Source organism: Aeromonas sp. R4-3, from assembly GCF_040908275.1.
GTDB classification, from domain to species: domain Bacteria; phylum Pseudomonadota; class Gammaproteobacteria; order Enterobacterales; family Aeromonadaceae; genus Aeromonas; species Aeromonas rivipollensis.
The window spans coordinates 32,271-55,996 of sequence record NZ_JBFODK010000058.1 but is presented as its reverse complement, the minus strand read 5'-3'; the positions used below and the strand labels follow the sequence as shown (position 1 = coordinate 55,996).

Here is a 23,726-nt window from a genome sequence, read left to right as displayed (position 1 = left end):
AGAGCCGTGACTACGGCCGCTTCGAGGTGGGCACCGATGGCAAGTGGAGCTTCGTGCTGGCGGACAACGCCACCGTCGATGCCCTGGCCGCCGGCGACAAACACACCGAGCAGTTCACCGTGAAACTGAGCGATGGCTCGACCACCACGGTCACCATCACCATCAACGGCACCAACGATGCGCCGACACTGAGCATCGACAAGGGAGCTGTGGTATCCGAAGAGGGCCTCGTCGGCGGTATTGCCGATACGGCAGGCAGTAGCGATACGACTGACAGCGTGGCTGCCAGCGGCAAGATCACGGTCGGTGATGTGGATAGCCAGGATAACCTGACCGTCAGCCTGAGCGGGCCGGCCGGCCTGACATCCAGTGGTGCTCAGGTCCAGTGGAGCTGGAGTGCGGGCAGCAAGACGCTGGTCGGTTACACCGGCACCATAGGCGCTGCCGACTACAAGGCAGTGGTAGAGGTCAAACTGACCGCGCCGACTGGCAGCACCCAGGGGGACTGGAGCTATGATGTGACCCTGAAGGCACCCCTTGACCACCCGGGCAAAGTGAGTGAAGACGCACTCGACTTCCAGATCGGTGTGACGGTGTCGGATGGCAAGACTACCACTACTGACAGTCTGCCCATTTCGGTCGAAGATGACGCCTCCATCGCTGGCAATGCCGATGCCGTGTCCGTCGTCAAGACCAATATCCCGAACACCTTGACCGGGTTCTTCGATCTGACCCAGTTCAGCGGCAACCATTCGACCCTGAACATGACGGGCTTCACCATCAGTGGTCTCGGCTTCAAGTCGGCCACCGACTCAGAGTTGGTTGAGGCGAGTGTCAACGGCTCCGGATCGGGTCTGGGGGTAGCCAGCGGCGCGGCGCCCTATCACAACATCGCCAACGAGATCGACTTCCGTCACTTTGCGGATGGCACCTCTGCCTCCGAGCAGTTGGTCATCAAGCTGGATGCGGGCAAGGTCGCCTATGGCGCCAATATCAAGTTCAGCCAGATGTTTGGTGGCGAGCTGGAGAGCGGGGTGGTGGAGTTTTATCGCGGTGGTGTGCTGATCAATACCCTGGTATTCAACTCGACGGCAGCAGGCGGGGAGTTCAACCAGAACTTCCAAGTGCAACAAGGCGGCTTCGATACCATGGTGATCAAGGCGACCAACAACGGCAACACCAATACCCAGGACAACAGCGACCTGACGGTGAAGAGCATCGAGTTCCTCGGTGCCGATACGGCGCAGGCCATCGCCTATGGCTCCGGCACTGTGACGCCACAATGGGGGGCTGATGGCAAGGGCTCGATGGGACTGGTCCTGGATCCAAGCGCCTTCGAGAGCGGCCTGCGGACGGCAGCCGGTTCTCTGATCACCATCAGCTCAAGTGGGGCCAACACCCTGCTCGGCAAGGATGCGGGCGACAACCTGGTCTTCAGGCTGGAGTTCACCCCCGCCACCGGCAAGTGGGAGTTCTTCCAGTATCAGAACATGTCCAAGCCCCAGGGGGACAGCGACATCGACTTCCAGATCAAGGTGACGGATGGCGATGGTGACGTGAGTATCGGGTCGTTTGCCACCAAGCCACTCTTTACGCCCATCGTTCAGGGGATCTCTGCCGACAGCGTGACCGAAGGCGGTAGCCTGCAACATACGGTGACCCTGTCCGACGCGACCCAGGAGGCGACGCAATATGACTTCGCCATCAGGGGCAGCGGCAGCAACCCCGCATCTAACCTGGATTGGGGGACTGCCCAGTTCAGCAACGGGGTGACCTACAACAGCACCACCGGCAAGATCACTGTGCCGGCCGGGGTATCCGGTTTCACCGTGACGATACCTACGGTGAACGATCGTCTGGTCGAGGCAAACGAGACCCTCTCGGTGACCATAGGTGGCCAGAGCGGCACAGGTACTATCGTCGACAACGATCGGGCGCCGACGGCGGCCGGGGGCCACAGTGCCGGGCAGGAAGACAAGCCCCAGGTGCTGACCTGGGCCCAGTTCGGTGCCAGCGACGATCAGGCTGCGACCGATCTCGGGGTGAAGATCAACACCCTGCCCCTGAACGGTACCCTCGAATACCTCAATGCCGCGGGGCAGTGGGTTGCGGTGCAAACCGGATCCCTCATCTCCTACGCCGAGGTGAATGCGGGCCATCTGCGCTTCGTGCCCGGTCTGAATGAATCGAGCACCAATACCGCCAACGGAAATGGCGCCCTGGCCGGCAATATGAAGGGCGACTATGCCAGCATCGGCTATCAGATAAGCGACGGTGCCAACCTCAGCAACGGCGGCAAGCTGGTGATCGATGTGGCGGCGGTGGCTGACAAGCCGACCGTCAACCTGAGCCTGCTCGGCAATGGCATTCCGCAGTACAACCTGAGCTTCCCGAGCGCGGGGATCACCACTGGCCAGTTCCAGTCCGGCAGCTTCGACAAGAGCGCCCTCGGGATCACCAATACCCTGACCGACAGCTCTGCAGGGCAGGATCAGGTCAATGGCACCAGCGGCAACGACTACATAGTGAGCCAGAAGGGGGGTGGCGACAGTCTCGTCGGTGACAAGGGCAATGACATTCTGGTGGGCAGTGACGCCATCCAGGGCGACTCTCTCTATGGTGGGGAGGGCAACGACATCCTGGTCTCCGGTCTTGGCAACGACGGCCTCTATGGCGGTGCCGGTGACAAGGATATTGCCGTGTTGCCAGGCAACCGTGCCGACTACTCCATCAAGAAAGGGTCTGGCTACTCGTCCAATGACCGCTGGTTCGACTTTGCGGTGTCGGAGAAAGGGGTCGGAGTGACCAAGGCGCTGCACGACGTCGAGTATGTCCAGTTCGCTGACGGTATCTACCAGATCAACCAGAATACCGGGGAGCTGACCCTGGTGCCGCCGACCAAGGTGGATTACCCGGTCGAGCTGACTGCCTCCCTCACCGACAGGGATGGCAGCGAGGTGTTCGACAGCCTGGTGCTGAGCGGCATGCCCAAAGGCTCCGAGCTCTACAAGGGCAGCCAGTTGCTGGGTACCGTCGGTGATGATGGCAAGCTGACCTTCACCGCAGCGGACAAGCTGTGGAGTGGCAATGCCTTGGATCTGAATCTGACCGGGCTGACCCTGAGGGTGCCGGGTGACAAGGCGGGGCTGGTCAATCTCAAGGTCGACGTCACCGCCAAAGAGGCGGGGACCGATCAGACCAGCACCGCCAGCGATGAAGACAGCATCCGTCTGAGCTACTTCAACGCCACCGAAGGGGAGCCGGGTAATCAGAACCGCACCTTTGGCAGTGAGCACAATATAGTCGTGGGGGATCTGGATGGCAGCGTGGTGCTGCCGGGTCAGAACTACAACATTGCCTTTATGGTCGACAGCTCCGGCAGTATCGGTAGTGACGCCATGAAGACCATCAAGAGCCAGCTGGCGCAGGTCTTTGCCAGCCTCAAGAGCAGCGCCGGGGCGGACGGTGCAGGTAAGGTCAATATTTTCCTGGTGGATTTTGATTCTCAGGTCAACAAATCCATCAGTGTAAATCTGAAGGACCCTGATGCCTTGAACCAGTTGCAAAACATTATCAAAACCATGGATGGTAGTGAGAAAAATGGTGGCGCTACAAACTATGAGGATGTCTTTAAAACAACCGCTAACTGGTTCAAAAGTGATTTTGCCAAGTTAAACACCAATGCCAAGAATGTTGCCTACTTCATAACGGATGGCCAGCCGAATACGTTTAATTCCGAGTCTAATCCTTTCATTGGCTATCAGTGGGAGGGGGGCAAGTGGAACGCTATTTATTTAAGTCAGATCGTGACGGGCGAATACCAACCAGGTCAGGAATATTATCTTGATGGTCGTCTGGTGATTACAACGACTGGCCAAGTATATGGTGCTGACGGGCGTTGGAAAGGTGTTATGCGCCCTGATGGTAAAGGGGGCTATGAAGCGGTGACATTCTCTGGTGACCGAGATGGTAATAGCGATCAAAATGCGAGAGATGGGTACGCTCTATTGATTGCGGCAGGCGTTACTGTAGACGCTATTGGTATTGGTGATCAGCTGAGTGTCGACGATCTGAGAGGGTTCGACAGTGACGGCAAAGTGTTGACAGGGATCAGTGCTGACGGCTTGGCCAATGCCATTCTGGGGACCCCGGTCAGCAACCTGCCCGGTGCCGACAGGCTGGATGGTGGGGCGGGCGACGACATACTGTTTGGCGACGCGGTGCGCTTTACCGGCATCAGCGGGGAAGGGTATGCGGCCATCAAGCAGTATGTGGCCGGCAAGCTGGGGGCCGGGTCGGTGACCGATGCCCAGGTGCATTCCTACATCAGAGATCATGCCAGCGAGTTCGATCAGTCGTCGGCCAATGACAAGGGTGACACCCTCTACGGTGGGGATGGCAATGACATCCTGTTCGGCCAAGGGGGCGATGACTTCCTGTACGGCGGTGCCGGCAACGACACCCTGTTCGGCGGCAGCGGCAACGATATCCTTTATGGTGAAAGCGGCAACGACAGTCTCTCTGGCGGCAGCGGCAACGACACCCTCTATGGCGGTACCGGCAATGACATACTGAGTGGCGGGCTGGGCAACGACATCCTCATCGGGGGGCTTGGCAACGACGTTCTCAAGGGGGATGAGGGATCCGATACCTTCACCTGGCTGAAGGGGGACACGGTCGCAGGCTCCGTTGCCAAGGACTATGTGGTCGATTTCAGCAAGTCGGAAGGGGACAAGCTGGATCTGAGCGACCTGCTCGACAGCGATGGCAGCAAGAACCAGACCACCCTGAAGAGCCTGCTCTCTGTGTTCCAGGACAGCGAAGGGGTGCACCTGCAGGTGAAAGAGAGCAGCGCGGCAGCGGTGACCCAGGAGATAGTGCTGGTGAACCACACCTTCGACACCCTGACCGGGGGATCGGGGTCCACGGCCAACCAGGTCATCGACTACATGTTGAATAACAATCTGCTGGATATCGACAAGTAAGCCAGCCAGATGGACACAAAGCGGCAGAGCAATCTGCCGCTTTTTTTATGTGCGTCATTCGGCTTGTGGGGTGATGGAAAGTGGGGTGAAGGAAAGAGGGGGGTATGCAGGTCAGGGGAGGGGGCCGCAGACCCTGTGTTGCCGGGTAAAAGAAGGGCGCCGACTCGCACGAGGGGCGCCTCGGGGTCATCAGCATTGGGTGCTCAAGGATCAGGCATTGACCTGGGCCAGACGGGAGTCGCGCTGAAAGCAGTTCACCAGCAGCAGCAGGGTGGTGACGCCGACGGTGCCGAGCACCAGCCAGGGCAACCAGGGTTGTCCCTGGGCCATGGCGTAGTCGTGCAGGGCGCCGCCCCCCACGTAACCCGTCATGCCACCCAGCGCCAGACCCAGGCGACTGAACCCCATGTAGCTGCCGCGCGCACCCGGCTGGGCCAGTTTGGTCATGAGCGTCTCCCGCGCCGGTTCGGCGATGACGATGCCGAGATAGAAGCAGGCAAGCAGCATGAAGACGGCGGGCAGGGTGGTGGCAAAGGCCACCAGCCCTATCCCCGCCGTCATCAGCAATACCCCCGCCATCAGGCGGTTTTCCAGCTTGAAGTGGCGCTCGCCGTAACGGGCAAGGGGGTAGAGCAGGGCCAGGGAGATGGCCGTCTCCAGGGTATACATCCAGCCCACCGCCGTGGTGCTGCCCGCCATCTGCTTGACCAGGATGGGGAAGATCAGCATCACCTGTACCCAGAGCGCGTAGTAGCCGCTCAGGATGAGCACCAGCCGGCAGAACGCCTTGTCCGCAATCACCTGGCCGAGGCCTGTCCGGATCGGCGTCGGACGCAGGGAAAGCTTGTAGGGAGGCAGGATCAGCAGGTTGCACAGGGCCGCGCAGACGAACAGGCCGGCCCCCAGCAGGCAGACATATTCAAAGTCGAAGTTGAGCAGCCAGCTGCCGAGCAGGGCCCCCACCACGGCGCCGGCGCTCTCCAGCATCATCAGCAAGGAGATGTAGCGGCCGCGCTCCCGCGGGCGGGTGAACTTGATCACCAGGGCGGCGCGGGGGGGATCGAACAGGCAGCCGCCTAGCCCCGAGATGATGCAGGAGACGATGAGTTCAAGCCCGCTCTGGGCGTAGGCCAGACTGGCAAAGCCCAGCGCCCGCAGCAACATGCCGCAGACGATGAGGGGGCGAGCGCCGAACTTGTCGGCGAGGGAGCCGCCGAAGACCCCCAGCCCCTGCTGGGTCAATTGACGCAGGCCCAGCGCCAGTCCGACCACACCGGCGGCCCAGCCAAGCTGGTCCACGAATCGCAGGCTTATCATGGGCATCACCACGAAGAACCCCAGGATCACCAAGAGGGAATCCAATGCCAAGAACCACCGCCCCAACCGCCTCGCCCGCTCCACCATGACCCTTATACCCCTGCTTGCTTCGATGACATTATTTGTTGTGTACTCATTATCCGAATGGCGCCGTCACCAAACAGAGCCAAGGGCGACGATAAGTCCCTGACTCGCTGGCGTTCTGCCATTTCACGACGATTGATGCTGCTATTCTGGTGGGGCTCCAGATATAGTGGTAGCCGACAACTGGCTATATTTCATATTGGATTTGGTTATGGCTGTGACACTCGACGATTTGCAATTGCTGCTGGATGTGGCCAACCGTGGCAGCTTCAGCAAGGTGGCGGCCATTCGCGGCTGGTCACAACCCATGGTCAGCCAGCGGATCGCCGTGCTGGAGCAGGAGCTGGGCCAGTCCCTGTTCCGCCGTCACCGCCGTGGCGCCACCCCCACACCGGCCTGCGAGCAGTTCCTGCCGGCGGCCACCAGCGCTTTGAGTGCTCTGGAAGGGGGGCGGCTGGCGATGCAGGGGGCGCCCGCCCTACCGCGGATCCGGCTCTCCTGCCTTCCCTCCCTGACCACTGTGGTGTTTGGTCCCCTGCTGCTGGCTCTGGTGGACGAGGCGTTCGAGATCCGCTGCAGCACGGATCACTCCGGCGTCATCATGCAGGAGCTGCTGACCGGCGAGACCGACGTCGGTTTCATCCTCAAGTGTCCCGCCATAGCCGGCATCCAGCTCGAGCTGCTCTATCGCTCCCCCATCATCGCCGTGGCCTGCGCCACCCACCCGCTGGCCGGACGGCAGGGGCTGACCCTGCAGGATATCGCCAACGAGCGGCTGGCCCCCCAGCAGTGGGGCACAGGCTGTGACGAGCTGATCCTGCAACTGCGGCTGCTGCGCCAGGTAGCGAGCCCGCTGCACGCCATCCAGCCCGCCAGTGCGGCGCGGGAGCTGGCACTGGAGCACGGCTTCATCACCCTGATGCCAGCGCTCGCCATCACCCGGGATCTGGAGTTTGGTCGCCTGGTGAAACTGGATGTGACGGATCTGCCGCCGGATCACTGGGACGTGATGATGGCCTGGCGCAGCGGCAAGCGGCCCAACCCCGCCAAGGAGCGGGTGCTGGAGGCGGCGCGCACCCTGGCCAGGCGCTGGTCGGGCAAGCCCACATGAAAAAAGCGCCGGACAAGCCCGGCGCTCTCCCTTCACTGACATTCGGGATCAGTAGCTGGCCTTGAGGCTCACCCCCGAGAAGGCACTGAAGCCGCTCAACTGCACGTGCCAGGTCCCTGCCTTGGGCGCGTTCAGGGTGCAGGTTTCGGCGTTGCCGCTCTTGTAGGGGCGGCAGTCATAGCTGCTGCTGGTCGGCTCGCTGCCAAATTTTACGTAGAGATCCGCATCCCCGCTGCCACCGCTGCTGGCGATCACCAGTTGGCTCTTGCCGGTCGGCACCTCGACGGTGTAGTTCAGCTTGCCCCCCTTGGCGGCGGTGAGATTGGTCACAGCTACCCCGTTTTGCAGCACCTTGTCGGGCTGGGGCGTGGCGCCACAGCTGGCGTTGACCCCGACCGCGGTGAAGGCGGTGGCGACGTCGGTCAGGCTGTAGCCGAGATCGGTAGCCGCCCTGGTCACGCCGCAGGCGCCCTGATCGAAACTGGTGTTGGCCCCCCAGTAGAGGCGGTTTGCCAGCACGAACACTTCGAACGCCTTGCGGGTGTTCCAGCCGCCGGTGTTGGCCAGCAGGTAGAAGGCGCGGTTGTAGACCCCCGAGCTGTGGTGCACGTCGATGCCGTCATAGTAATCGCTGGCATGGCCGATGGAGCTGCCGTCCCGGGTCGGATCCTCGAAGTAGCGCAGGGAGCCGTTGCCCTTGAAGATCTGGGCCCCCACCAGCCAGTCGTTGCTGCCCTTCATGTAGTTCTCGGCCGCTTCCCCCGCCATGTCGGAGAAGGCCTCGTTGATGCCGCCCGACTGACCCGAGTAGACCAGCCCCGAGTTCTGCTCGGTGAAGCCGTGGCTCACCTCGTGGGCAGCCACGTCCAGGCTCACCAGCGGATAGAAGGTGGTGGCACCGTCGCCGAAGGTCATCTGGCTGCCGTCCCAGAAGGCGTTCTCGTAGTTGCGGCCGTAGTGCACCCGCATCTTGAGCTTGAAGCTCAGCGGCGCCGTGTTGTACCAGTTGCGGTACATGTCGAACACCACATTGCCGAAGTAGTGGGCATCGTTGAGTGGCGAGTAGGCACCGTTGATCTCCTTGACCCTGTTCTCCGGGCAGCTGAACTGGTGCACTGCACCCCCACTGGTGGCGTGATTGAGGTTGATGGTGTCCACGTTGCTGCTGCTCATGCGGCAGCTGTCGTCCACCTTGAGGGGACCAAAATCGGCGCCATAGAAGTACTTGCCGGTCTTGAGGTTGCCGCCAGGGCCAGTGGCGTCCTGGTGATTGATCCCCTCCCAGCGCTTGATCTCGGTGCCGCTCTGGGCATCGAGCATCACGAAGGGACGGCTCGGCTTATCGCTTGCCGCGAGCCAGGAGACCAGATAGACCAGGCGGGCCTGACCGGTCTCATCCTGCATCACGAACAGCTTGACCCGTTCGTTGCTGCCCTTGGCACCGGCGCGGGCCTTGAGGGCGGCATCGGCAGGGGAGAGGGTGGCGGTCGGGCCCGTCAGGTCGGCATCTATCTTGCGCAGCATGGTGCCGGACACCTGGTTGACCTGGCCCCCCAGGGCCTGATCGGCCACCAGCACCTGACCCCAGACCGGGATGCCTTGCCAGGTCTGCTCGTAGCGCACTCGCTGCTGGCCGTTGGGCAGCTTGACGACCCGTACCTGGCGAAACTCGCCATCCCCTGTGGCGAGGGCGCCTATCCTGGCGGCGCCGCTCACAGCGCCGGTCAGGTCGGAGACCTGGTTCACTTCCACCTGTTCTGCCGCCATGGCGGCGCTTCCCCAGCAGGCCAGTACCACGGCCAAATAGACTTTGTTCATCTCGTCTTTCCTTAGTCGATGAAGATTGCACGCCGGGTCCGTTGCCCGGCGCTCTTACACTAGTGCGCCGGTCTGAAATAACTGCCTGTCATATGTGACAGAGCAGCATAAAGGCGTAGCAGATCTGACTGTTGCCATTTGTGACTGCTGAAATTCGTCATGAATATGGTGACTTGTGCCAAGGGAAGGGCTGATTGCTGCAAGGTACAAAACAGTGCCCAAATGGGCACATCCATATGGGGATTGCCTGCCGGTTGAAGGCGCCGAAAGTCCTTGGCAAACAAGGGATTGATTGACTACATTGGCTCCCATGACGGCGGATGCCGGACCAAAGGCGGGGGAGGAGCAATGTTTTCATGGCAACTGGATGACGAGCTGGCGCTCCTGTTTCTGCAGCCCGACATGGCCAGCGAACTCTTTCGCCTCTGTCAGCGCAATCGCGACTATCTCTCCCAGTGGCTGCCCTGGGTGCCCCATATCCAGCAGCCCTCCGACAGCGCCACCTTCATTCGCCACGCCATCGAGAAATTTGCCCGAGGCGAGGGGCTGACCACCGCCATCGAGTATCAGGGGGAGGTGGTCGGTGTCATCGGTTACAACCAGATCGATCAGGGGCTGGCCAAGGTCAGCATCGGCTACTGGCTGGCGGAGCGCTGGCAGGGCAATGGCATCATCACCCGGGCCTGTCAGGCCCTGATCCATCACGCCTTCGAGGAGATGGGGATGGAGAAGGTGGAGATCAGCGCCGCGCTGGAGAACGAGCCCAGCCGGGCTGTGTGCGAGCGGCTCGGCATGCAGCAGGAGGGGATCACCCGGCGTGCGGAGCGGTTGGCGGACAGGGTAGTGGATCATGTCCACTACGGTCTGCTGCGGGATGACTGGCTCAGGCTGCGGGAAAGGGATCACTGATGGGGTCCCGGCCCAGTCCGGTTACTGGCACCCTGCATGGCCAGCATGGGGAGGCACAGTGCTGACCCTGCCCCATATCACCACGGCCCGCACCCGGCTGACCGTCCTGCCCCCGGAGCGGGCCGAGCTGATGCTGGATTTCTACCGGCGCAACCGCACCCATCTGCAGCCCTGGGAGCCCTGGCGCGACGAGAGCTTCTATACCCTGGGTCACTGGCAGGGGCGGCTGCGCGACGGTTATGGCCAGTTTTTCGACGGCAGCGCCGTGCAACTGGTGGCGCTCGACCCCAAAGGGGAGCGGGTGCTCGCCACCTGCAATTTCACCCACATCATGATGGGCATGTTCAAGGCATGCCATCTGGGTTATGCCATCGATCAGGATCATCAGGGGCAGGGGCTGATGCAGGAGGTGGTGGCCGCCGGCATCGACTACCTGTTTCGGGAGCGCGACCTGCACCGCATCATGGCAAGCTACATGCCGGTGAACCGGCGCAGTGGCGCCCTGCTGGCGCGTCTCGGGTTCGAGCAGGATGGCTATGCCCGGGACTACCTGATGATCAACGGCCGCTGGGAGGACCACGTCCTCACAGCGCTGCTCAATCCGGCCGGTTGAGGAGCCTGTGGCTTTCTCCGTGCGGGACAAGTTCCTCGCCAAGCCATGGGCGCAGGCCGTCCCGGATCCTGGCTCCCCATGATTTGGAGGCTTTTTCACGGCAAGATCGCACTATCTGTATGCCTCTCATACCCCTGACCCCAAAAGCGTGTAAAATTGCGCCCTGAATTTTCCCGGCCAGCAGCAGCTGGTCGCGACTCCATACATGCAAGGCTGACATTGTGACAGAAGTAGATAGATTCGCGGACATTCGCCCCTATCGCGATGACGAAGTGCCGGCTGCCATCGAGCGGCTGATCCAGGATGACGAGTTTATCGGCGCCATCGCCAAATACCGTTTCGGTTCCCTGATGAGCTGGCTGGGCTGGGCCATTCGCCCGCTGATCCGCCAGTTCCTGCGCCACAAGTGGGCCAAGGTCAGCACCATCCATCAGGTGCAGATGGGGGTGACCCGCTACATGAGTCGCATGATAGCCACCTCCACCCAGGGGGTGAGCTTCTCCGGTCTCGAGCATCTGAAGAAGGAGCAGGGCTACCTGTTCGTCTCCAACCACAGGGACATCGCCATGGATCCGGCGTTCGTCAACTGGGGGCTGCACACCCATGGCTTCGATACGGTGCGCATCGCCATCGGTGACAACCTGCTGCGCAAGCCCTGTGCCACCGAGCTGATGAAGCTCAACAAGAGCTTCATCGTCAAGCGCTCCGCCAAGGGGCCGCGGGAGATGATGAAGGCCCTCGGCGAGCTGTCGGCCTACATAGGTCAGTCGGTGCACGAAGGCCACTCCATCTGGATCGCCCAGAAGGAAGGGCGCGCCAAGAACGGGGACGACAAGACGGATCCGGCCATCCTCAAGATGTTCTACGTGGACGGCAAGAAGCAGAAGATCGACTTCGTCGATTACATGCGCAGTCTCAACATAGTGCCGGTCAGCATCAGCTACGAGGTGGATCCCACCGACAAGGCCAAGGCGCGCGAGCTGTACGAGAAGTCGGTCAACGGCAGCTACGAGAAGGGCGAGTTCGAGGACATCGAGAGCATAGTCGCCGGCATCGTCGGCCAGAAGGGGCGGGTACATGTCTCCTTCGGCGTCCCCATCACCGAGGGCTTCAGCGATCCGGACGAACTGGCCGCGCTCATCGACAAGGCGATCTGGAGCAGCTACCGCCTCTTCCCCGGCAACTATCTGGCGGCGGATGTACCCGGCAAGGCCAGCACCATAGAGCAGACCGCCTTCCTGACCCGTCAGTCGGAGGTGCCGGAAGAGCACAAGGCCATCTGGCGTGCCATGTACGCCAAGCCGGTGGAGAACGCCAGCAAGGTTTGAATGACGCCGATTCGGTGAAAAAAACGGGAGCAGATGCTCCCGTTTTTGCGTCTGGTCAAAGTCGGTGGCAATGGACTAGTGAATAATATTGTTTCAACTGGTACGATCATCGGGTGAATGAGCGGGTATCTCTTGGCAAGGGGCGGGCGACTGTGCAACAGTGACCCGGCGCCAACAAGATGAACCAGGCGCTTTTCGAGTCTGCACGGATGGCAGACGACGCTGGATAAGGACCTTTAGGGGTCCTTTTTCATTGATGGACAAAGATAGACGGCAGATATACCTAAGGATGCGACCCACATGATCACCGGCAGTCTGGATACCTTGCAACGCACCCCCTTGCCCGCGCCGCTGGCCCGCATCATGGCCGAGGTGGTGAAGAGCCTTGCCCACTGGCGTGAGGCGCCCCTTGGCAAGCAGGACATAGACGGCCTCAAGCTGTTTTGCCTGGTGAGCGAAGCGCTGACCGAGCCGGTCGCGGATCGCCGCGGCGAGTTTCATGAGCAGTATCTGGATATCCAGCTGCTGCTGCGGGGGGAGGAGTGGATCGGCGTAGGGCCCCATGCCTATGTGAGCGACGACGCCGATCATCCCCACCCCGATCTCTGGTTCGTCGATGACGACCAGACCAGTTATCTGGCGTTGCAGCCCGGCGACTTTGCCATCTTCTGGCCGGGAGAACTGCATCGCCCTCTCTGTACCCTGACTACCCCAGGCTTGGTGAAGAAGCTGGTTGTCAAGGTCCACCAGTCGCTGCTGACCTCGGTCTGAGCCGCAGCGCCGGGTGCCCGGGCACCCGCCAGGACAGGGCCGCGTCGAATGGGCGCTGGCCTGTCCCGCATTGACGATTCGATGAGTGTGCCAGCCTCGGGGTCTGCACCAGAGAGTTTGAGAAAGATGAGCGCGCCAGACTATGGGTCGGCGCCAGAGAGTTTGAAAGGATAAGCGCGCCTGGACCAGAGTTGGCGGTCGGCGTTAGAGAGTTTGAAAGGATAAGCGCGCCTGGCCCAGAGTTGGCGGTCGGCGTTAGAGAGTTTGAAAGGATGAGCGCGCCAGACTATGGGTCGGTGCCAGAGAGTTTGAGAAAGATGAGCGCGCCAGACAATGGTCGGCGCCAGACAGTTTGAAAAATTGGGCGCACTTTCCTGCGACCATAACGCCCCCGGCAGGGGAATCCCATCCATGTTGGATGACACGACACTGTCGGCATAAAGCCGAAGCACAGGAAGATGTAGAACATGAGCAAGTTGGTATTGATCCTTAACTGCGGTAGCTCTTCCCTGAAATTTGCCGTAATGGACGCCGAAACAGGTGAGGACATGCTGTCCGGCCTGGCCGAATGCTTCAATCTGGATGATGCACGTATCAAATGGAAACTCCACGGAGTCAAGGGCGAAGCCATGCTGGGCGCCGGTGCCGCGCACCAGGCCGCCCTTGACCACATAGTGGGCCACATCCTGCCCCAGGATCCGACACTCGCCGAGCAGCTGGTCGCCATCGGCCATCGCATCGTGCACGGTGGCGAGCAGTTCTCCCGCTCCGTTCGCATCGATGATGGCGTCATCGCCGGCATCGAGGCCGCCATTCCGTTCGCCCCCCTGCACAACCCGGCGCACCTCATCGGCATCCGTGCCGCCCTCAAAGTCTTCCCGGCCCTGGCCGAGAAGAACGTGGCCGTGTTCGACACCGCCTTCCACCAGACCTTGCCGCAGGAAGCCTACCTCTACGCGCTGCCCTACAAGCTCTATCAGGAGAACGGCATCCGTCGTTACGGCGCCCACGGCACCTCCCACCGCTTCATCGCCGAAGAGACCGCCAAGGCGCTGGGCAAGCCGCTGGCCGAGCTCAACATCATCAACTGCCACCTGGGCAACGGTGCCTCCGTCTGCGCCATCAAGAACGGCGAGTCCGTCGATACCTCCATGGGCCTGACTCCGCTGGAAGGGCTGGCGATGGGCACCCGCTCTGGTGACATAGACCCCGCCGTGGTCTTCTTCATGCACGACCAGCTCGGCTACAGCGTGGACGAGATCAACCATGTGCTGACCCGCGAGTCCGGTCTGCTGGGGATGACAGAGGTGAGCAGCGACTGCCGCTATGTCACCACCAACTACGCCACCGACGCCGGCGCCAAGCGGGCGCTGGATGTGTTCACCTACCGGGTAGCCAAGTATGTCGGGGCCTATGCCGCCGCCATGGACGGTCGCTTGGACGCCCTGGTGTTCACCGGCGGTATCGGCGAGAACGCCGCCATGGTGCGCGAGATGGTGCTGGCGCGGCTGGCCCTGTTCGGCTTCAAGGTCGATAAAGAGGCCAACAACGCCGCCGTTCTGGGCGGTGAAGGCCCCATCACGGCCGAAGGCAGCCGCCTGGCCCTGGTGATGCCCACCAACGAAGAGCTGGTCATCGCCCGCGATGCCCTGAGCCTGGTCGGCTAAGGCCCCCTCGCACCGAAACAACGCCCGGCCTGTGCCGGGCGTTGTCGTTTCAGCGGCACATTGAGCAAGCTGTCATTTGACATGAGGGGCCAGATACGTACCCTGACGGCAGTTTCACGTCGCAGAGGTAGAGATGAAGGAGATATTTTTCAACTGGTTGTCCGGTCTCGGGGTGGAGGTCACTGCCATGATGGCGCTGGTGATCGCCCTGAGCTTCATCGTGCTGACCGCGTTGGCACTGCACCTGGTGCTGCACCGCATCCTGCTGGTGCGCCTGGTGGGGCTGCTCGGCAAGACCAAGCAGGTGTGGCTGCCGCCCCAGTTGCAGCAGCGGCTCTTCTACCGGCTCGCCCTGGTCCTGCAAGGGGCTGTGCTGCTCGGTCAGGCGGAGATCTGGCTGCCCAAGGCATCCGACAGCCTGCAGCTTATCGAGATGCTGGCCCAGCTCTGGATCCTGCTGTTCCTGCTGCTTGCCCTGTTCGCCCTGCTCGACTGTCTGCTGTCGGTGAGCCGTTATACCCGGCTCGGACGGGATCTGCCCCTGCGCGGCATCTTCCAGGGGGTGAAACTGGTGGCCAGCATACTGGTCGGCATCCTGATGATAGCCCTGCTGCTCGGCAAGTCGCCGCTCTTCCTGTTCAGCGGCCTGGGGGCCATGACAGCGGTCCTGATGCTGGTGTTCAAGGACCCCATCCTCGGCCTGGTGGCCGGGATCCAGCTCTCCGCCAACCGCATGCTGAGCGTCGGTGACTGGCTGCAGATGGACAAGTACGGCGCCGATGGCGAGGTGACCGACATCGGCCTCACTACGGTCAAGGTGTCGAACTGGGACAAGACCATCACCACCATCCCCACCTATGCCCTGATCTCCGACTCCTTCAAGAACTGGCAGGGGATGACGGAATCCGGTGGCCGGCGCATCAAGCGCAGCGTCAACATCGACATGACCAGCGTGCGCTTCCTGACCGCAGAGGAGCAGCTGACACTCAAGCAGGCCAAATTGCTGGCCCCCTATCTCAGCCGCAAGGAGCAGGAGCTGAGCAGCTACAACCAGCAGCTCAGCGACGCCATCAGTTGCCCCATCAATGGCCGTCACCTCACCAACCTCGGCACCCTGCGCGCCTACCTGGATGCCTATTTGCACGCCCACTCCGGCATTCGCAAGGACATGACCCTGATGGTGCGCCAGCTGGCACCGACTTCCGACGGCCTGCCCCTGGAGATCTACTGCTTCACGGCGACCACCGCCTGGGCCGATTACGAAGGGATCCAGGCCGATATATTCGACCACATATTCGCCATTATCGGGCAATTTCATCTGCGGTTGCATCAATCGCCAACCGGTTATGACATGCATGCCTGGAAGAACGGGTGATTTGATGCTTGTTGCAGGATGAGGCCAGGGGAAAACGCCATATTAATCATCGACCCGTCACCACGTGTCGGTTGAAATTTGCGGTGCAGAGGAGAAAAATGGCGGCCTTCTCTTCGCCCCGGGCGCGCACGCCCCGGCCTGGCCAGAGTCCTGAATCACCCCAATATCACAGGAAAGTTATGAAGCTCCTCCACAACACGGCGGCTGCACTGTGCTGCAGCCTGCTCCTGACCGCCATGCCCGTGCTTGCCGTCGAATATGCCCTGCCTGCGGCCAACAGCCGCCTGGTGGGCGAGAACCTGGAATACGTGGTGCCGGCCGAAGAGGCGGGCCAGCCCCTGGAAGCGGTCGCGGCCAAGTTCCAGCTCGGTTTGACCAACATGCTGGAAGCCAACCCCAAGGCGGATCCCCTGCTGCTGCAGGCGGGCGAGAAGCTGGTCGTGCCGCACCAGCTGATCCTGCCGGATGCCCCCCGGGAGGGCATAGTGCTGAACGTGGCCGAGATGCGCCTCTACTACTACCCGAAAGGCAAGAAGGTGGTGGAAGTGCTGCCCATCGGTATCGGCCAGCTCGGCACCGACACCCCGGAAGACTGGGTGACCAGCGTGCAGCGCAAGAAGGCGGGCCCGACCTGGACCCCGACAGCCAAGATGCATGCCGAGTACGCCGCCCGTGGCGAGACCCTGCCGGCGGTCTGGCCGGCCGGCCCGGACAACCCCATGGGGCTGTTTGCGCTCTACATCGGCAAGATGTACGCCATCCACGGCACCAATGCCCAGTTCGGTATAGGTCTGCGGGTGAGCCACGGCTGCGTGCGCCTGCGTAACGACGACATCGAGTATCTGTTCAAGCAGGTACCGGTCGGCACCCGCGTCCAGTTCGTGAACCAGCCGATCAAGGCCTCGGTCGAGCCGGATGGCAGCCGCTACCTGGAAGTGCACCAGCCCCTCTCCCGCAACCAGGAGGAGTTCAACTCCAGCCTGCCGGCGCCCTTGTCCATGTCGACCGCGGTGACCCGTTTCATCGCCCACGCCGACAGCGATTCCCAGCTGGTCAAGCAGGCCCTGGAGCAGCGCAGCGGCATGCCCATCGCCATCAACCGCTGATCCGGTTGCCCTCGATGTCGAGCCCCGGCCAAGGTCGGGGCTTTTTTATGATGCAGAAGAAGGGGGCTGCCCGGGTAACTCCTTGCACCGTCGGGATAAAATCCGGCCTAACCCCTCTTGATTGGTTACTTGATTAGGTGTGAAACGTTTTCTCTGTGTTTTTTATTTGTTAAAAGTGGTTGTGATCAGGCGATCTGCTGATTAATCTAGGCCGGTTTTTTAAGGAAGAGCCCGTCGCGAGAACGGGTACAAGAGTCACATAACGGAGTTTTGAATGACAGCTAGCACCCCAATGCTCATCACCTTCCTGGTGTACATCCTGGGTATGGTCCTGATCGGCTTCATCGCCTATCGCGCCACCCGTAACTTTGACGACTACATTCTCGGCGGCCGCCGCATGGGGAGCTGGGTGACAGCCCTCTCCGCCGGGGCCTCCGACATGAGCGGCTGGCTCCTGATGGGCCTGCCTGGCGCCGTCTTCATCGGCGGCATCTCCGAGAGTTGGATCGCCATCGGCCTCACCATAGGTGCCTACTTCAACTGGCGCTGGGTGGCTGGTCGGCTGCGGGTTCACACCGAGAAGAACCGCAACGCCCTGACCCTGCCGGACTATTTCACCTACCGCTTCGAGGACAAGAGCCGGGTGCTGCGCATCCTCTCCGCCCTGGTGATCCTGCTGTTCTTCACCATCTACTGCGCCTCCGGCGTGGTGGCCGGTGCCCGCCTGTTCGAGAGCACCTTCGGCATGAGCTATGACACCGCCCTCTGGGTCGGTGCCGCGGCCACCATCACCTACACCTTCTTCGGCGGCTTCCTCGCGGTGAGCTGGACCGATACGGTGCAGGCCACCCTGATGATCTTCGCCCTGATCCTGACCCCGGTGTTCGTCATCATCGCGGTCGGCGGCATCGACACCGCCATGGTGCAGGTAGCGGCGCAGAATGCCAGCAACCTCGACATGTTCAAGAACCTGGATTTCATCGCCATCATCTCCCTGATGGCCTGGGGCCTGGGCTACTTCGGCCAGCCCCACATACTGGCGCGCTTCATGGCGGCGGACTCCCACCACTCCATGGCCAGCGCCCGTCGCATCAGCATGACCTGGATGGTGTTCTGCCTGGGCGGCGCCGTGGCCATCGGCTTCTTCGGCCTCTCCTACTTCTCCACCTTCACCGAGCAGGCTGCAGGCGTCACCGCCAACCCGGAGCGCGTCTTCATCGAGCTCTCCAAGATACTGTTCAACCCCTGGATTGCCGGCGTGCTGCTCTCCGCCATACTGGCGGCCGTGATGAGTACGCTGAGCTGCCAGTTGCTGGTCTGCTCCAGCGCCATCACCGAAGATCTCTACAAGCCCTTCCTGCGCAAGAATGCGTCCCAGAAAGAGCTGGTGTGGGTCGGCCGCGCCATGGTGCTGGTGATTTCGCTTATCGCCATCGCCGTGGCCGTGAACCCGGAGAACCGGGTGCTGGGGCTGGTGAGCTACGCCTGGGCCGGCTTCGGTGCCGCCTTCGGTCCCGTGGTGCTGCTCTCCGTGCTCTGGTCGCGCATGACCCGCAACGGCGCCCTGGCCGGCATGCTGGCCGGTGCCCTGACCGTCATCGTCTGGAAGCAGTTCGGTTGGCTGGGTCTGTATGAAATCATCCCGGGCTTCGTCTTCGCCACCCTGGCCATAGTGGTGTTCAGCCTGCTGGACAAGGCGCCCTCGAAGGCCATGCTGGATCGCTTCGACGAGGCAGAGCGTGAGTTCCAGACTCCCATGCCTGACGCCATCCCGGTGAAATGACCCCCTGTGACAACAAACAAGAAGCCCCGCAACTGCGGGGCTTTTTCATGGTGGGGCTGGCTTATTGGCCGCTGACCCGGCACTGCCGGGGGGGTTGGTCATAGCGCTCCAGCCTGGCTTCGTTCCCCTTGGTCAGCAGCGTGAGATTCTGCCCCTCGTAACGGGCACCGCTGGCGCTGGGGGCTTCAAAGGCGAGTACCTGCGACTGCTGCGCCCCCTCGCTCAGGTTGATCACGGCGGCGGGCCGCTTGGCCTCGTTATAGAAGTAGGTCGAGAGCCGGATCTCGCCGTCGCACTGGTAGTCGACCGGGCTTGGCACCATCAGCTGGCCCCCCTTTATCTGCAACTCTGTGATGCGCAGCTGGTAGCTCTCCTCCACGCATTGGCGCGAGTCGCTCTCTTTCCAGCACTCGTTGCGCCCCTTGATCCAGCCGCGCTGCATCGCCTTCTCGGTCTTCTGCTGCTCGGCCGAGAGCTTGGCCAGCGCCTTGGGATAGAGGGCGGCGAGTTCGTTATCCAGCGCCGCCAGCCCGGCGTCCTGGCAGACAAGCTGCTCGGCCGCGCTGTGGGCCTTGGCGCAGTCAAAGGAAGGGGTAGCGGCACTGGTCAGCAGCGGCATCAAGGCGAGGGTGCCAAGCAACATCTTATTCATCGAAAAGGCTCCAGCAAGGGGGATTCCCACTTACTACAGCACAAGGGCGCCGGGCCGCCGAGGACTTTTTCACCCCAGACTCCCTTGCCCGTCTCTCTGGACCCCGCTGCCGACAACCCTAGTCACCAGGGACGCCGCCGCCCTGGCTTAGGTTCGTCGCCGCGCCAGCCGCTGCACATCCTGGCGAGCCGCAGCCTCGGCACGGCCCAGCCAGCGCTGTCGCTCCCGCTCGCCCGAGGTATGGACAGGCCCCAGATGCTGGCGATGGGTCAGCTTGATGCCACAGAGCCCCAGCACGGGCTTGTCGAGGGTGCGCTCGACGGGGGAGCCCAGCCACCAGCGGTAGTACCAGAGCGGGCTGTCCATGGTGAGCAGCAGGCGCGCCGTCTTGCCGGCGAGCAGGCGCTCGGGAAGGGCCTTGCCCTTCTGATAGCGAAAGGCAAACCCCGAGAGCAGCGTTCTGTCGAGCAACCCCTTGAGCCGGGCCGGCAGGTGGCCCCACCAGAGGGGGGCGACGATCACCAGATGCTGGGCCTGCTTCAGGCTCTGCTGCAATGCCAGCAGATCGGGTTCGAGAGGCTGCGCCTCGTCATAGCCATGGTGCAGATCCGGCTCGAAGGCGAGCTCCCCCACGTGATGCAGGGTGACTTCTGCGCCGCCCTCCTCGGCGCTGCGGGCATACTCTCTGGCCAGGGCATGGCAGAGGCTGTCGGGTTTGGGGTTGCCGTTGATGATAAGCAGCTTGGGTGTCATGGCGTGGCTCCTTGAAGTGAGCCCCCATTACACCCCTTGTCCCATGGGACAGAGTCAAGCCACCTTGTGCGCCCGTCCTGCAAGCCCTTGCTCAGCCTGTGGGAGCGGCTCGCTCTGGCCGGGGGCGCCATAGCGGCAGGGGTGCTGCGCCAGCAGCGCGGCGCACTGGGTCAGGGAGTGGTGCTGGTGCTGCAGCCTGGCCACCTCGGCCTCTATCTGCGCCAGCTTGCCCGCGATAAGCTGCTCCACCTTCTGCCAGGGAAACTCGGCGAGACTGGTGAGGCCTGCCAGTAAGGGAACCAGCTCCCCAAGCTTGCAGCCGAGCTGCTGGGCCTGGCGAATAAAGCCGACCCACTCCAGATCTTCGGCCCGGTAGATTCGATACTTGCCGCGCCGCCTGGGCTCGGGAAGCAGCCCGAGCTGTTCGTAGAGGCGGATCGCCTTGGGAGTGGTGCCCGCCAGCCGGGCAAATTCGCCGATATACATCTTGCTGCTCGCAAAGGTTGTTCGAGTAGGGGCTCACTATAGGCCAGTGGCAGGGGGGAATGCATCCCCACGGGGGAGGGCGAGCAGTCGGCGCAGTGCAGAGAGGATAGCAGGGAGGATAGCTGTGTGGATCCGTTATGGGCCCGCAACAGGCGCCGGTGGACTGGTGATCGCCACTATAAGCAAATATTGGGTCATTATCGGAAAACCCATAAATTCAGCTTATAGTGGCTCCGGCGAGCCAGACAGGGCCACTAGGTGGCCGAAAAAAGCACTCCAAGGGGATTTCCCGACCCGAAAGAAGGGAGGGGAATATCTCTTTTGTCGGTCTGATGAGCAAAGCGTCATCAGACGATCGCGGCAGAATGATCGTTGGAAGGGCGCCTGATAATTATCCGGCTACCTGTATGCTGATTGATTCGCACCTATTTGAATACTCACCGACATTCAAATCTACGGGGTGTAGGTCAATGTCGAAATATTCTAGTTCAAATGGATTGTTTATAGATACCCTGGCTTTTCTTAATTTTATTTTTGCTTCATACATACCCTTTCTTTCATTAATGGTTGATATTATATTCATGAGCAAATTTGTTTTTGTTTCTGGAAATTTACACCCTAAAGTAATGCTTAGTATCTCTGCATTGATTTTGCTTCTATCTCTTTGGGGATGATTGCATGTTTCAAAATAAACCTTGTCTCTTTTATAAGAGATAAGGCGAACTTCTTTTTCATATGACCAATCTCTATTTTTAGTTAATAAATATTGATTGAATAAATATTCGCTTTGTTCTTTTTTTCTTCTGTGCTCACTTGTATACTCAACTTTACTAACGCCGACTCCATCCGGTAATTCATGTCCGAATCTATATTCAACCATAATACCTTCATGATTTTGCGTATAATGGGACCACATTAGCATAGAATTGTTGTTATTCGTGAATGAACATATCCTGTAGTCATCATCTATTAATTGGTCTTTTCCTATTCCCTCTAACGTCGGAAGTTCAATTGGATCATTTAGATGCTCTTTTGAAGGGAAATAAAAATATTGATTAACTAAAGCATCGATGGTATTTATATTGAGCGGGTAGTATTTGTAAATGACGCGTTCTCTGCCAGTTATCGACCTATTCCACGTAAATACATTTACCAAGCTGACATTTAGTTTCTCTCTTAGTTCATTGTATTTATTTTCTGGTATAGGTTGCTTTATCTTGCGCGCACTATTTAGATAGTTGCTAATAACAACATAATTATACTCAGAGTGTTTCCCCATCAAATTTAGCGCTGACTTATAGTAATTATAAGCATCTGAGTATTTTCCTTGCCTTTCTAGGCAAATACCAATCAAATTATAAGTGATTATGGTTGGCTCATTTTCATCATGGAATTCATTTATTTTTTTAAATGTGTATTCATAGTTTTCATTTTGTATCTCTAAGCGAAAAACATTTATATACTCATCTCGTGTAAAATCATCATTACTTTCTTTTTCTAATAGAGCTTTTAAACGGCCAATGTCTTGACTTGAATTCCACTCTTGTTCTAGCTTGTTATATATTTGATATAAGTCATCATATAAATAGTGACTTGTTAACTCGGGGTCATCTAATAATTCCTGGACGTCTTTATACTCAGCGTGGACGTGGATAGGTGTATCTGAAAAACTATGTTCACCGATGTACCCTTTTAGGGTGTTTAAATGCATAGCGAGTAAAAATACTTTATATAATCCAGTGCATTCAAAGTTAATAAGGTCTGGGCGTTTTTTGATCTCTTGCAATACCTCATTGTCAACACTCTCGCCCAATAGAAACTTTGAAATAGCGAAGAGGGTCTTAGATTTAAGTTTATATGGCAAAGGCTCATCATTCTCTGGGCTAGAACAGTAGATGTGTATAACTTCAAAATAGAGTTTTGCTTGAAGTGCTACTTCTATCAATGAGGATTTTAATATTGATTTTTCACTTTCTTTTGATTCATACAAGTACTCTTTATATAGTTTTTCAGGGGCTTCTTTTAAGAATCTTGTTTTTTCATGTATAGATATTTTAGATATTGCAGTTTTTTCATCGATCTTATTATTAGCGTAATATTTACTAATGACGTTTAAATTCACCTTGTTTAGGGAGTTTATTATTTCTATTCCATTCTTAAAATCATCAAGGTGAAAATATGCTAAGGCCAAAGCCTGCTTTCCATTATTATTAAGAGATACGTTGTCACCTTGGGCGATCTGAAGAAAGAGAATCCAATCATCTATATCTTGATGATCGGGAAGGATATAAGTTAGGTGTATATCGTTCAACTTTTTTGATATTGATACAAAATTTTTGGCTTCATAATCTAGTTTCAATGATTTGAAAAATGCACTGCTGTTATTGGTTAGGTGAAATAGTACCCACCAAGCATTAGCATTATTTTCATCATTTTTAATTGCCATTTTGAAATATGATTCAGAAATATATTCATCCCCGGAGTGAGGATAGATTTCTTTAGCTATTGTCCCTAGATACTCATATGTCTTACTTAGATTTCCATGTTTTTTAAGTATGTCATCTAGAACTGTTGATGTATCAAAGCCTTTTGCATCAAGTAAAAAATAGCGAAACCCATAATAATCTTCGTTCTGTTCTAACAGCATGGGGTCATCTAATATAGTAAGCTCTGAGAATTTTTTGTTTCTAATTGAATCCACTATTTCTTTATTTTTCATGGTATGGGTCTATGGCGATGTGATTGGACAGTGTTAGTCAATTAAGTAACTCAGGGACAGTGTTTAAATTGAGCTGAGTCAATTATCCATCTGAATACAGAAGATTTATCGATTGTCAATTATTTAAGCTGTAAGGTTTGTGTTTTTATACACTACTTGGATGTTTTGGATGGGTCACCTTGGCCAGGCAAGATTTGGCATGGCTACCGCACTGGATTTCAGCCTCCAGATTGCTGCTTTTGACCAAGA

16 protein-coding genes are annotated in these 23,726 nt (G+C 58.8%); 10 read left to right on the top strand and 6 right to left on the bottom strand.

The genetic code is table 11. The annotated features are described in order from the left end of the window. The coding region (locus AB5Y91_RS18675; protein ID WP_368170507.1) for a VCBS domain-containing protein at nt 1-4,985 on the top strand (4,985 nt) is incomplete at its 5' end. Nucleotides 4,986-5,195: 210 nt separating this feature from the next. On the opposite strand, the gene mdtH is transcribed toward AB5Y91_RS18675, so the two are convergent. Beyond that, nucleotides 5,196-6,389 carry a multidrug efflux MFS transporter MdtH gene (mdtH, locus tag AB5Y91_RS18670; protein ID WP_368170506.1) on the bottom strand — a complete coding sequence of 398 codons (1,194 nt, stop codon included), beginning with the start codon at nt 6,387-6,389 and terminating at the stop codon, nt 5,196-5,198. A 208-nt stretch (nt 6,390-6,597) separates the two neighbouring features. Between mdtH and AB5Y91_RS18665 the strand changes: the two genes are divergently transcribed. Beyond that, complete coding sequence (locus AB5Y91_RS18665) at nt 6,598-7,497, top strand: LysR family transcriptional regulator (protein ID WP_290030751.1); 900 nt, start codon at nt 6,598-6,600, stop codon at nt 7,495-7,497. 48 nt (nt 7,498-7,545) lie between these two features. On the opposite strand, the gene AB5Y91_RS18660 is transcribed toward AB5Y91_RS18665, so the two are convergent. Continuing rightward, on the bottom strand, nt 7,546-9,315 hold the full coding sequence (locus tag AB5Y91_RS18660; protein WP_368170505.1) for a M4 family metallopeptidase: 1,770 nt from the start codon (nt 9,313-9,315) through the stop codon (nt 7,546-7,548). Between the two features lie 348 nt (nt 9,316-9,663). Here AB5Y91_RS18660 and AB5Y91_RS18655 point away from each other — a divergent pair, with 348 nt between their 5' ends. The 8 genes from AB5Y91_RS18655 (at nt 9,664) to putP (ending at nt 18,867) form a co-directional block, all read left to right on the top strand. After that, on the top strand, nt 9,664-10,224 hold the full coding sequence (locus tag AB5Y91_RS18655) for a GNAT family N-acetyltransferase (protein WP_025325892.1): 561 nt from the start codon (nt 9,664-9,666) through the stop codon (nt 10,222-10,224). A gap of 61 nt (nt 10,225-10,285) precedes the next feature. Further along, entirely contained in the window at nt 10,286-10,837 is a 552-nt protein-coding gene (gene rimJ / locus AB5Y91_RS18650; protein ID WP_368170508.1) for a ribosomal protein S5-alanine N-acetyltransferase, read from the top strand. 221 nt (nt 10,838-11,058) lie between these two features. Then, a complete protein-coding gene (locus AB5Y91_RS18645) occupies nt 11,059-12,165 on the top strand; it encodes a 1-acyl-sn-glycerol-3-phosphate acyltransferase (RefSeq protein WP_368170504.1) in 1,107 nt (368 codons plus the stop codon). A gap of 300 nt (nt 12,166-12,465) precedes the next feature. Beyond that, a complete protein-coding gene (locus tag AB5Y91_RS18640; RefSeq protein ID WP_368170503.1) occupies nt 12,466-12,936 on the top strand; it encodes a YhcH/YjgK/YiaL family protein in 471 nt (156 codons plus the stop codon). A 467-nt stretch (nt 12,937-13,403) separates the two neighbouring features. Then, nucleotides 13,404-14,603: an acetate kinase gene (locus AB5Y91_RS18635; RefSeq protein WP_163134816.1), complete on the top strand. Its 1,200-nt coding sequence runs from the start codon at nt 13,404-13,406 to the stop codon at nt 14,601-14,603. A 133-nt stretch (nt 14,604-14,736) separates the two neighbouring features. After that, the gene (locus AB5Y91_RS18630; protein WP_042648913.1) at nt 14,737-15,978 is read left to right on the top strand and encodes a mechanosensitive ion channel family protein; all 1,242 of its coding nucleotides are present in this window, start codon (nt 14,737-14,739) and stop codon (nt 15,976-15,978) included. Between the two features lie 179 nt (nt 15,979-16,157). Further along, on the top strand, nt 16,158-17,084 hold the full coding sequence (locus AB5Y91_RS18625) for a L,D-transpeptidase family protein (protein ID WP_368170502.1): 927 nt from the start codon (nt 16,158-16,160) through the stop codon (nt 17,082-17,084). 274 nt (nt 17,085-17,358) lie between these two features. After that, the gene (putP, locus tag AB5Y91_RS18620) at nt 17,359-18,867 is read left to right on the top strand and encodes a sodium/proline symporter PutP (RefSeq protein ID WP_168234444.1); all 1,509 of its coding nucleotides are present in this window, start codon (nt 17,359-17,361) and stop codon (nt 18,865-18,867) included. Nucleotides 18,868-18,928: 61 nt separating this feature from the next. On the opposite strand, the gene AB5Y91_RS18615 is transcribed toward putP, so the two are convergent. The 4 genes from AB5Y91_RS18615 to AB5Y91_RS18600 all read right to left on the bottom strand — a co-directional run bounded on the left by AB5Y91_RS18615 (nt 18,929) and on the right by AB5Y91_RS18600 (nt 23,477). Beyond that, the gene (locus AB5Y91_RS18615; protein WP_368170501.1) at nt 18,929-19,519 is read right to left on the bottom strand and encodes an MliC family protein; all 591 of its coding nucleotides are present in this window, start codon (nt 19,517-19,519) and stop codon (nt 18,929-18,931) included. 147 nt (nt 19,520-19,666) lie between these two features. Continuing rightward, nucleotides 19,667-20,272, bottom strand: a complete 606-nt coding sequence (locus tag AB5Y91_RS18610; protein ID WP_368170500.1) for an NAD(P)H-dependent oxidoreductase — start codon at nt 20,270-20,272, stop codon at nt 19,667-19,669. 54 nt (nt 20,273-20,326) lie between these two features. Beyond that, entirely contained in the window at nt 20,327-20,758 is a 432-nt protein-coding gene (locus AB5Y91_RS18605; RefSeq protein ID WP_368170499.1) for a MerR family transcriptional regulator, read from the bottom strand. 391 nt (nt 20,759-21,149) lie between these two features. Next, nucleotides 21,150-23,477: a DUF2971 domain-containing protein gene (locus AB5Y91_RS18600; protein ID WP_368170498.1), complete on the bottom strand. Its 2,328-nt coding sequence runs from the start codon at nt 23,475-23,477 to the stop codon at nt 21,150-21,152. Nucleotides 23,478-23,726 lie beyond the last annotated feature (249 nt).